This window comes from Streptomyces sp. NPDC050703 (genome assembly GCF_040654435.1).
GTDB lineage: Bacteria > Actinomycetota > Actinomycetes > Streptomycetales > Streptomycetaceae > Streptomyces.
This window is the reverse complement of the sequence record NZ_JBFAHX010000060.1, coordinates 24923-36397: the sequence shown is the minus strand read 5'-3', so window position 1 is coordinate 36397 and position 11475 is coordinate 24923. Positions and strand designations below refer to the sequence as shown.

Below are 11475 nucleotides of genomic sequence, written 5' to 3'. Positions count from 1 at the left end.
CGCACCGGCGGCCACCGCCGACAGCGCGTCCGCGCCACCGGCCACCACCACCGCCCGATGGTCGAACACCGACCGCGAAAGGAGACCGTCCGCCATGTCGGTGAGTGCCGTGTTCTCCGCGGCGGCGGCGAGCCGGGCGGCGTGGGCGCGCAGCGCGTCTTCCGTGCGCGCGGAGAACACCAGCGGGACGGGTCCGGAGGGCGCGGGCGGGTCGGCCGGGGGTTCCTCGGGTGCCTGCTCAAGGATGGCGTGGGCGTTGGTACCGCTGATGCCGAACGAGGACACACCGGCCCTGCGCGGGCGTCCGACCTCGGGCCACGGCGTGGGCTCGGTGACGAGTGACACCGCGCCCGACGTCCAGTCGACGTGCGGGGTGGGTTCGGTGATGTGCAGGCTCTGGGGCAGTACGCCGTGCCGCAGCGCGAGCACCATCTTGATCAGACCGGCGACGCCGGAGGCCGCCTGGGTGTGGCCGATGTTGGACTTCACCGAGCCGAGCAGCAGCGGCCGGTCGGCGGGGTGTTCGCGGCCGTAGGTGGCGAGGAGGGCGTCCGCCTCGATCGGGTCGCCCAGGCGGGTGCCGGTGCCGTGCGCCTCGACGGCGTCGACCTCGGCGGCCGTGACACCCGCGTCGGCGAGCGCCTGCCGGATCACTCTGCGCTGCGCGGGGCCGCTGGGGGCGGTGAGGCCGTTGGACGCGCCGTCCTGGTTGATGGCGGTGCCCTTGATGACCGCGAGGACGGGGTGGCCGTTGCGGCGCGCGTCGGACAGCCGCTCAAGGAGCACCATGGTGGCGCCTTCGGCGAGGCCGAAGCCGTCGGCGCTCGCCGAGAACGCCTTGCAGCGTCCGTCGGGGGCCAGCGCGCGCTGCCTGCTGAACTCCACGAACAGGCCCTGGGACGGCATGACGGTGACGCCGCCCGCGAGGGCGACGGGGCACTCGCCGCGCCGCAGCGACTGCACGGCCAGGTGCAGGGCGGCCAGCGACGAGGAGCACGCCGTGTCGAGGGTGACGGCGGGTCCGGCGAAGCCGAACGAGTACGAGAGCCTGCCGGACGCGACGCTCGCGGTGTTGCCGGTGAGGAGGTAGCCCTCCAGGTCCGCGGGCGCCTCGTGCAGCCGGGGCCCGTAGTCCATGGTCATGGCGCCCACGAACACGCCGGCCTGGCTGCCGCGCAGGGCGGCGGGGTCGATGCCCGCGCGCTCCATCGCCTCCCAGCCGATCTCCAGGAGCAGCCGCTGCTGCGGGTCCATCGCCAGGGCCTCGCGGGGCGAGATCCCGAAGAACTCGGGGTCGAACTGGTCGGCGTCGTGCAGGAACCCGGCTTCGCGCTGGTAGTAGCCGCCGGGCCGCTCGGCGTCCTCGTCGTAGCGTCCTTCCAGGTCCCAGCCGCGGTCGGTGGGGAAGGCGGTGAGGCCGTCGCCGCCCGTGGACAGCAGCTCCCACAGGTCCTCGGGACTGCGCACGCCGCCGGGCAGGCGGCAGCTCATCGCCACGATCGCGATCGGTTCGTCGTCGCCGACGGCCGCCGTGGTCACCGGCTCGTCGTCATCGGCGGGGGCGCCGAGCAGGACGCGGTCGATGTGCCGGGCGAGGCCGTTGCCCGTCGGGTTGTCGAAGATCGCCGAGATGGGCAGCTTCAGGCCGGTGGCGGCGTTCAGCAGGTTGCGCAGGCGCACCGCGCCCGCCGAGTCGACGCCCAGTTCGAGCAGCGGCGCGTCCGGGTCGGCCGCGTCCACGACGTCCTGGGGGCTGCCGGTGACGGCGGCCACCTGCGCGCGGACCAGGTCGAGCAGGTAGGCGGCGCGGTCGGGGGCGTCCGCGAGCCGGTCGTCGAGGGACGGGGCGGGGGCGGCGCCGGGCGCCAGGTGGAGCGGGTAGGCGGGCAGCGGCACCGCGCGCGCGTCGTGGCCCGCGAACACCGCGTGCCAGTCGGGGAGCGCGCCGTTGGCGTGCAGTTCGCCGAGGGCCGCGGTCATCTCGTTCGGGCCGCCCTGCTCCCTGCGCAGCGTGCCGACGACGGCGGCCTCCACGCCGGCGTCCTCTGCGGTCTCCTGCACGGCCCTGGTCAGTACGGGGTGGGGGCTCGGTTCGAGCAGCAGCCGGTGTCCCGCCGCCAGGGCTGCGCGCGTGGCGCTCTGGAAGTCGGCGGTGTCACGCATGTTGCGGCACCAGTGGTCCGCGGTGAGCGTGAGCGGGTCGACGCGCGTGCCCGTGGTGGCCGTGTAGATCGGTACTCGCGTCGGGCGGGGCGTGAGCGGGGCGAGGTCCTCGCGCACCATGTCGAGGACTGCGTCGACCTGGCGGCCGTGGGCCGCGATGCGGATCGCGATGCTCCTGGCTCTGACGCCGTCGGCGGCCAGTTCGGCGAGGAACGCGGTGGCCTCGTTCTCGGTCCCCGAGACCAGGACCGAGGTGGGCGCGTGCACGGCGGCCAGGTCGAGCCCCTCGTACCGGGTCAGCCGTTCCCGCACCTCGTCGGCCGACGCCAGCACGGAGAGCATGACGCCCTGTTCGAGCAGATGCACCTGCGCCCGGCTGAACAGGGCCACGGCACGCGCGCCGTCCTCGACGGACAGCGCGCCCGCGACGGTCGCCGCCGGGATCTCGCCGGCGCTCGATCCGATCACGGCACCGGGCGTCACACCCCAGGAACGCCACAGCGCGGACAGGGACACCATCATCGCCCAGAGCGCGGGCTGCCCCACGTCGGGCCGGTCGAGGGAGTACGTGTCCTTCGTGCCGCGCAGCACGTCGAGCACGGGCCACTCCACGAACGGCGTGAGCGCTTCGGCGCAGGCGTGCAGTTGCTCGGCGAACACCGGTGAGCTGTCGAGGAGTTGGCCGGCCATGCCCGGCCACTGCGGTCCGTGTCCGGGGAACACGAAGGCGATGTCGTCCGCCGGGGTCCCGGTCCGGCCACCGGCCGCCACGAGCCCGGGTATGCGTCCCTCGCCGACGGCGAGCAGCTCCTCGGAGAGGCGTGCGCGGTCCCCGCCGACCAGTACGGCGCGCCGGGAGAGGGCGGGCCGGGTCGTGGCGAGGGAGAAGGCGACGTCGACGAGCGGCAGGTCCGGTTCGGCGTCGAGCAGTGCGCGCAGGTCGGCGGCCCGTGCCCGCAGGGCGGGCTCGCTGTGCGCCGAGAGGGTGATCGGGACGGCGGCGCCGTCCGCGGCAGCGCGGTCGTCCGCCGGGGAGCGGCCGGGGGCGGGGCGGCCGGCGCCGAGCGCGGCCTCGACCAGCGCGGGAACGCCGTCGGGCCACGCGGTGGGATCGGTGCCGAGCCGGTAGGCGAAGGCAGCGGTGCGTGCGCTGTCCTGGCGGGTGAGGACGGCGAAGGCGCTGTCCGCCCCGACGAGCGCCGACTCGCACTCGCCGGAGAGTACGGCGGCGACGGCATCGGTGAGCGGCGCCCGGCCGGTCCGGCAGGGACCGGTCAGTCCGAGTACGCGCGCCAACTCGGCGGCGGGGCAAGGGAGTTCGGCAGTCCCTTCCGACTGGTGGGCGGCCTCCGTCCGGGGTTCGGCCGCCGCTTCGGCCCCGGTCCCGCCCCCGTCGGCCAGGTAGACGCCGACGCGCGCCCGGTCGCCCGCGGTGACGCCCGCGTCCTCGCAGGCCCGCCAAGCCGACTCCAGCTCGCCCGTCCGGCCCGCGGGCAGCGGCACACCGGTCAGTTCGGTCAGTGCACCCTGCTCGCGCTCCGCCCGCACCGGTGCCGCGGACGCGGCCCCGATGACGGCGACAGTGCCGGTGTGCACCCCTTCTGATAAGCGCATGGCAGCCTCTGCCTTCGTCAGTCATCCGCTGGAACTGGATACGTGCTTGGTTGGCCTGAATCGGCGCGATGCTTTCTCGGCCACTTCGCCGCGACAACGATCGCAAGTCAAAACCAGCTATCCAGAAATTGTCAACTGCGGTCCGTTTTTGATCCCTGGCAGGCGGAAAACATTCGTAAGGCATGCGTAAATGCACGCCAGGGGCCGCTCGACTCACGGTATTCACCGCGCGGACTTCCAGAGTTAACCCGGGCCATTGGCGTGAACATGAGGCGAACAACCCCCGCCCCTCGGCCACCGGTCCCCTCTTTGCGCCATCGCGCAGCGGCCTTTGCCCTATCGCGCAGCAGCGTATCGCAGGTCGGGGACGGGAAAGCGGGAACCGCGCAAGCAGCGCCCTCCGGCCACGGTCCGACGTGATCTGGCCATACGGGTCCCACTGCCGGCCGTATGAATTCCGTCAACAATCCGGCGCTCGCGCAGGACCTCTCCGCAACACGGATTTAACGAAAGGCCGAACCGCCCCCGGTCCGGTGGCGGAGCAGGAGCGCGCAGGCGTGGACGCGGCTGGAGCGGGCAGGTCCGCCGGACACGGAGGGCCAGCACGGCCCGCCGGGCACCGGCCGGGGTCGCATTGCGCAACGGCCGGAGTCCAAGACGCGTCAGCCGGTTGCCGGAGGTCGACATGAACCGTTCAAAAAAGAGCGGCGGCTTACATGTGGGCGCAAAGAAAAAGCAATCTCTTCTTCACAGAGAAGCCGACGCGGTACGCCCACAAGTACGGGACCCGTATCACGGTCGGCCGACGCTTATCCCTCCCCTACATAATCCCGGCGCGGGACAGCCGGGTTCTCCGCGGAGGACCCACGGAGGACCAAGGGGGCGACACTCCGAGAGGCCCGGACCACACCGCGGACGAGCGATACGAGGCCGGAGCGAACGCGATAGCCACGACCTCGCGCCGGGCCCCACAGTATCGGAGCGGGCGCAGCCCGTACCAGACGCACTTCCTGTGGTTCGCGGAAGCGGAAAGACACACCGCCACCGGTACGCGGAACACGTTATCCGGGGCGTTGAACGCACTCGGAATATGCCGCCGCGAATGCCGGACGCCCCTGTCACCTGCCATCGGGCCCGGTAATTCGCGACCGCGACATCTGACTCCGGAGTAACGGACACACCACGCGCCACGCCCGAGCGCCTGTACGCCGAGGGGCGGTCGCGCCCGTTTGACCACTCCGGCGCTCCGAATCGTGCCCGTTTCGGGCCCGCACACGGAAGCCGTGGTTCACCTCACAGGGCCCAACACGCCCCGCCCGCCCCGCACTTCCGCGCCGGCGCCCTCGGTCCGGCCGGCCCCGCACACCTGCCCTTGAGGTACGCCGCGCCGGCACCTCGGGGCGTACCTCAAGGGCAGAGCCGGCGCACCGGGACGCGTCGCCGCCGTCGAGGGACCACCCCCGCCACGGCCGCGACGACGGCCACGAGAGGCGGCTCGCCGACGCTTCAAGGTCCGGGGCGCCGTTTGTTACGCTGCGAACGACCTGGGCCGGACGATCCGGCCCCGCAGATGTCGGTCAACTGAGCGAGGAGTCGCAGACGTGGTGGGTGAAGACGACATCTCCGGATGAGATCCGGATGTGACAGGCCACCGGCCGGCGCGGTACGTGCGCTGCCGCCGTGGCCCTGCTCGTCGTACCCCCTTCCCACCCTGCCCAGGGCAGCGGTCCGTCTGCCCGTGATCCTGCGAGGTCTCCTCCATGTCCGACGCCGCCATCACCTGCTCGAACCTCTCCTTCGCCTGGCCCGACGACACCCCGGTCTTCGACGGCCTGTCCTTCACCCTGACCACCGGACGCACCGGCCTGGTCGCCCCCAACGGCTCCGGCAAGAGCACCCTGCTCAAGCTGATCGCCGGGGAGCTCAGGCCCGCCACCGGCGCGGTGTCGGTGCACGGCAGCCTCGGCCACCTCCCGCAGAGCCTCCCCCTGACCGGCACCCTCACCGTCGCCGAGGTGCTGGGCGTCGCCCCGGTGATCCGCGCCCTGGACGCCGTCGAGTCCGGTGACGTGAGCGAGGAGCACTTCACCACCATCGGCGACGACTGGGACATCGAGGAGCGCACCCGCGCCCAGCTCGACCGCCTCGGCCTGGGCGACCTGGCCCTGGACCGCGGCCTGAGCACGCTCAGCGGCGGCCAGGTGGTCTCCCTCGGCCTCGCCGCCCAGCTGCTCAAGCGCCCCGACGTCCTGCTCCTCGACGAGCCGACCAACAACCTCGACCTCCGGGCGCGCCACAAGCTCTACGACGTGCTGGAGGACTTCACCGGCTGCCTGCTCCTGGTCAGCCACGACCGCGCGCTGCTCGACCGCATGGAGCGCATCGCCGAGCTGGGCGGAGACGAACTGCGCTTCTACGGCGGGGACTTCACGATGTACGAGGAGGCCGTACGCGCCGAGCGGGAGGTCGCGGAGAAGAACATCCGCAACGCGGAGCAGGAGCTGAAGCGCGAGAAGCGCGAGATGCAGCAGGCCCGCGAGCGCGCCGAACGGCGCCAGAGCAACGCCGCCCGCAACCTCAAGAGCGCCGGTCTCCCCCGCATCTTCGCCGGCAACATGAAGCGCGGCGCGCAGGAGTCCGCGGGCCGTGCGGGGCAGATGCACGCCACCCGGGTCAGCGAGGCCAAGGCACGCCTCGACGAGGCCGGACGCGCGCTCCGCGACGACCAGCGCATCACCCTTGAGTTGCCCGACACGCAGGTGCCGGCCGGGCGCAACCTCTTCATCGGGGAGGGCCTTCAGGTCCACCACGCGGGCAAGGCGGTGTTCGCCGAAGGCGGCGTCGACCTGACCGTGCGCGGCCCCGAGCGCACGGCGCTGACCGGGCCCAACGGTGCGGGCAAGACCACGCTGCTGCGCCTGGTCACCGGCGACCTCGTACCGGACGCCGGTGAGGTCAAGCGCGGCGAGGGGCGCATCGCGTATCTCTCGCAGCGCCTCGACCTGCTCGACCTGGAGCGCACCGTGGCGGAGAACTTCGCCGCGTTCGCCCCGGAGCGGCCCGAAGCCGAGCGGATGAACCTGCTCGCCCGCTTCCTCTTCCGGGGCGCGGGCGCCCACCTGCCGGTGGGGGTGCTGTCCGGCGGTGAGCGGCTGCGTGCCACCCTCGCCTGCGTCCTGTGCGCCGAACCGGCCCCTCAGCTGCTCCTTCTCGACGAGCCGACCAACAACCTCGACCTGGTCAGTGTGGGCCAGTTGCAGGGCGCGCTCAACTCCTACCAGGGCGCCTTCGTCGTGATCAGCCACGACGAACGCTTCCTCGCGGACATCGGGGTCGGCCGCCGGCTGCGGCTGGCCGAGGGGACGCTCAAGGAGACAGGGGCTCCCGAGGTGTGAGCCGTCGTATGTGAAGTGGCCCGCCGGTGCGCTGCGCCCGGCGGGCCGACCACCGACCCGCAGGGGACGGGTTCCCCGTCCCCGAGCCCCGGCCCGCCCTGCTCGCCCGGGGCCGCGAGATCCGGCTGGGCCGGCCCGGCGAGGCGACGTCCGGGAGGCGGAGACCGTCCGCGAGGCCCACCGGCTCGTCGATCGGGCGGCGCCTACCGCGCCCGGAAGAAGACCGGGCCGCCGACGCCGAAGGGCGCTCCGGTCCCGTACCCGGCCGCGGCGGGTGACAGCGCCAGGGTGGCCCGGGTGCGGACGCGGTTGAGGTAGTAGGACATGCGGGAACCGCGCGCGTCCGCGCCGCCCGCCGCGGTCGCCTTCTCCCAGCAGACGGCGACGGCCTCCTTGAAGAAGACGTGCGCCGACGCGCCCTGGTGCCCGTCGGCGGTGACCTTGACGAGCAGCCGGGCGGGCCCCTGCGCCCGGCGCGGCGCGGGAACGTGCTCGGCGGCCCTGTCCTGCGGGGGCCGGTTGGGCAGCGCCCCGGCGGGTTCCGGTTCCGCGGTGCGCGGGTCGCTCAGGCTGAACGCCGCGGCGATGACGACGAGCCGCTCGGCGAAGTCCTCCCCCGGCAGGGGGATCTCCAGGTCCGGATGGCGGTCGTAGCCGATGGCGACCTCGGTGGCGACGAAGTCGATGACGGCCTGCGCCGCCGGTGTGTGCCGGCGCGGGGTGACGCGGCTGAGCCGGCTGAGGACCTGCAGGACCGTGGAGAGGCTGGCGTCGGCGGTGATCACCCGGTGGACCGGTGACCCGCCGTCGGCGTCCGTGTCGTGGCCGTCGTCCTCGTGGTCCTCGGCCTCGGGGGCGTGCACACCGGCCTGGGCCTGCCACAGGGCGGCGGCGTGGGTGTCGCCGTCGGCCAGGTGCTGGAGGTAGAGGCAGTAGGAGGCGGGGGCGTCGTCGGCACCGGCGGCGTACTGCCACCAGAAGCGCGCGCCGTCATGGGCGCCGGCCAGGCGCAGGGCGCAGCCGAGAATCCAGGCGGCCCGTGGCTGGGGCACTTGGTCGGTGAGGAAATCGGCGAGCTGCTCGGGGGCGCAGCGGGCGACGACCGCCTCGCACAGGGCGGTGAGGCTCTGTGCGGCGCGATCGTCACCCCGGTCGGGCACCTCGCCGTCCCGCAGCAGTAACGCCTCGGTGAGCCCGGCGTAATCGAGGTCCTCGTGACCGACGACGTCGGAGGGGACGCGCGGCTGATGCAGCAGCAGTGACTGGGCGAGGAGGTCGTCGACGGTGTTCATGGAGGGGGGATCACTCCTGGGTGTCGGAGTCGGGGCACAGTTCGTTCAGTGCCCCTCGGGCGTGGTGGTCCAGGGTGTGGGTGATGGCCGGTGCCAGGCCGACGATGCCCGGTACGGCGGCCTCGGGTATGCCGCACAGGTAGCGCAGGACGGTGACGTCCATCTGGTCCGGCGGCAGGCGGGTGACCGTGTCGAAGAACCGCGCGAGGACGTCGATGCGGTGCAGGCGTTCGGCGAGGTCGGGGACGGCGGCCTGGGCGACCGTGGAGAACGCGGCGGCCCGCAGGTCGGGACGTCCGTCGGGGCGTTGGGGGGCGCGGGCGAGCACCCTGCCGCGCAGCAGGAGCCAGGCGTGGCGGGTGGTGTCGGACGTGGCGGTCGCCGCGTCCCAGGTGAGCCAGAGGATGTCGAAGGTCTCCCCGACCACCTGGCGGGCGCGCCGCTCGGACTGCAGGAAGGCCTGTGCGTAGGCGGTGTAGGGCTGCCACATGGCCTGGGTGAGACCGAGATGGGCGACGGGCTGGTCCTCCCGGCCGAGCGGCTGGACGTCACGGATGCGGTTCTTGATCCAGTCGGTGTCCTTGTCCGCCTCCAGGGCGGCGGCCATCCACAGCCGGCGCAGCGGGGTGACGGGGAGGTCGAGGGCGCGTATGACGCTGTACGTGATCTCCCAGCCGGGGTAGTACCCCTTGCCGCGTAACAGCTCGGAGATCCTCGTCTTGGAGTAGCCGGAGCGGCTGACGAGCGCGCCCAGGGTGAGGCCGCTGCCGGTGAGCCGCCGGCGGACGGGCTCCAGCCAGGTGCGGTGGATCGGCCCGGCCGTCTCGCAGATCGGCTCGGGCGGGCGTCCGCGGCGGCTGGGGGCGTCCTCGCCCTGGCGGCGGGGTGCGTGGGTCGGTTTCACCGTGACAGCTCCTCACTACCGGTCGCCCCGGCGGCGGGCACACCGGCCGGCGTCGTGCTCTGCCGTGCGTCCGGGCCCGGGCCGCCGAGCGCGGAGAAGAGCTGCTGGATGAGGAGTCCCAGCGAGGGAAGCAGCGCCGCCACGGCGGCGAGCTGCCCCAGCACGGTCATCACCGTGCTCCACACGAGGACCGCCGCCAGCACGGCCACGGTCATCACTTGCTTGCTTGTCATCGCACCTTCCCCAAGGCATCAAGGGTCTGGAAAGGGCTTCTCCGGGGCGGTGCTCAGGCGCCCCGGAGGAGTTGGACGACAGCATGGTGGGCGAGGGCTGCGCCACTCAACGTGATCATGGAGTTACGGAACAATGGTCATGTGCCGCGGGCCCGGGTTCTACCGCCTGGCGGTGTCCGCCACCGGCAAATCCCCCCGAGATGAACCCTTTTGGCGACTGCGCCGTACATATCGTTGCGGCGGCGGGGCGATGACGCACCATGGGAGGCGACGCCTCTCCCGGCGTCACACCTTCCGGTCTGGAAGGCCCGGCGGCCCCCTTGTGCTCAGAACAACCGAAGGGGGCCGCCCCGCTTCCGTCCGGCCGCCCTCCGCGACGCGCCGGACGGAAGCGGCCCCCGCGCGCGGCCGGTTGCACGGCCTTTGAAGGTTCTTACCCCGAAGGCCGGAGATCGTCCCCAGAAGCCTCAACCGTCGGTTCAACGATAGCGTTGAACCCATGATGACGGACATCAGGAACGCCACCCGTGCCGTAGACGCCGCCACGGTCATGGAGCTGCTCCCGGCCCGGCCCCGGCTGCTGGCCCTCGGCGAGCCCACCCACGGCGAGGACGCCCTGCTCGATCTGCGCAACGAGCTCTTCCGGCAGCTCGTCGAGCGGGAGGGCCACCGGACGATCGCGATCGAGAGCGACTGCGTGCGGGGCCTGATCGTCGACGACTACGTCACCTCGGGCACGGGCACACTCGACGACGTCATGGAGCGCGGGATCAGCCACGGCTGGGGCGCCTCGGCGGCCAACCGCGAACTCGTGCGCTGGATGCGCGCTCACAACGTCCGCGCCGACGCCGAGGGCAGGCCCGCGTCCGAGCGGCTCCGCTTCGTCGGCTTCGACGGCCCGCTGGAGATCACCCACGCCGAGAGCCCACGGCGGGCCCTCACCGCCCTGCACGCCTACCTCGCGGACCGGGTGGACACCGGCCTGCTGCCCTGTGCCGCCGGCACACTCGACCGCCTGCTCGGCGGTGACGACCGGTGGACCGAACCCGCCGCGATGACGGACCCCTCCCGGTCCACGGGCCGGTCACCCGAGGCCGCCCGGCTGCGGCTGCTCGCCGACGACCTGATGGCCCTGCTCGACCAGCAGACACCGCACCTGCTCGCGACGGGCTCGCGAGAGTCCTGGGACCGTGCGCGCCTGTACGGCCGGACCGCGGTCGGCCTGCTGCGCTACCACCACTCGATGGCCGACCCCTCCCCCGCCCGCATGACCCGGCTTGTGGGCGTCCGCGACCAGATGATGGCCCACAACCTCCTCGCCCTCGCCGAGCGCGGACCGGTGCTCGTCCATGCCCAGAACGCCCATCTGCAGCGGCCCAAGAGCTCGATGCGGATGGGCGGGGTGCCGCTGGAGTGGTGGAGCGCCGGCGCCCTGGTGAGCGCCCGGCTCGGCTCGGGATACGCCTTCCTGGCCACGGCTCTGGGCACGCTCGGGCACCAGGGCGTGGGCACGCCGGCGCCGGACACCGTCGAAGGCCTCCTGTACGCGGCCACCGAGGAGGACCACTGCCTCGTGGACGCCCCGCGGCTGGCCGAGGCCCTCGGCGACACCCGGCCCGCGCCCCGCAGATCGCCCTGGTTCGGCTACGCGCCGCTCGATCCGGCCCAGTTGGCGGCCTGCGACGGCATCGTCTTCGTGAAGGACGTCCCCGAAAGCCGTTGACGGCGGAGCGGGCGAAGCCGCAGGCGGTGGGGCGCGCCTGAAAACCGGTGGAGCGGCGCCGTGGCGCGCCGCTACCGTGCTGCCGAACCGAGTCACCCGGGCAAGGACGTGCCGTTGTACACCCTGTGAGACCTCCCGAGCGCTGATCTGT

General features: G+C 72.9%; 6 protein-coding genes. 2 read left to right on the top strand and 4 right to left on the bottom strand.

Annotated features, from left to right (window positions below):
- Positions 1 to 3777 (bottom strand): beta-ketoacyl synthase N-terminal-like domain-containing protein (locus tag AB0I16_RS33000; RefSeq protein ID WP_363253349.1); only part of this gene is annotated, 3777 nt, incomplete at its 3' end.
- Positions 3778 to 5537: 1760 nt separating this feature from the next.
- Here AB0I16_RS33000 and AB0I16_RS32995 point away from each other — a divergent pair.
- On the top strand, positions 5538 to 7172 hold the full coding sequence (locus tag AB0I16_RS32995; protein WP_363253348.1) for an ABC-F family ATP-binding cassette domain-containing protein: 1635 nt from the start codon (positions 5538 to 5540) through the stop codon (positions 7170 to 7172).
- A 203-nt stretch (positions 7173 to 7375) separates the two neighbouring features.
- On the opposite strand, the gene AB0I16_RS32990 is transcribed toward AB0I16_RS32995, so the two are convergent.
- Genes AB0I16_RS32990 through AB0I16_RS32980 form a run of 3 tightly spaced genes read right to left on the bottom strand, consistent with a single transcriptional unit; the run spans position 7376 to position 9601 of the window.
- Entirely contained in the window at positions 7376 to 8464 is a 1089-nt protein-coding gene (locus tag AB0I16_RS32990; protein WP_363253347.1) for a hypothetical protein, read from the bottom strand.
- 10 nt (positions 8465 to 8474) lie between these two features.
- Positions 8475 to 9368: an XRE family transcriptional regulator gene (locus tag AB0I16_RS32985; RefSeq protein WP_363253346.1), complete on the bottom strand. Its 894-nt coding sequence runs from the start codon at positions 9366 to 9368 to the stop codon at positions 8475 to 8477.
- Complete coding sequence (locus tag AB0I16_RS32980) at positions 9365 to 9601, bottom strand: hypothetical protein (protein WP_363253345.1); 237 nt, start codon at positions 9599 to 9601, stop codon at positions 9365 to 9367. The genes AB0I16_RS32985 and AB0I16_RS32980 overlap by 4 nt, the downstream gene beginning before the upstream one ends.
- A gap of 499 nt (positions 9602 to 10100) precedes the next feature.
- Here AB0I16_RS32980 and AB0I16_RS32975 point away from each other — a divergent pair, with 499 nt between their 5' ends.
- On the top strand, positions 10101 to 11324 hold the full coding sequence (locus AB0I16_RS32975) for an erythromycin esterase family protein (RefSeq protein ID WP_363253344.1): 1224 nt from the start codon (positions 10101 to 10103) through the stop codon (positions 11322 to 11324).
- Positions 11325 to 11475 lie beyond the last annotated feature (151 nt).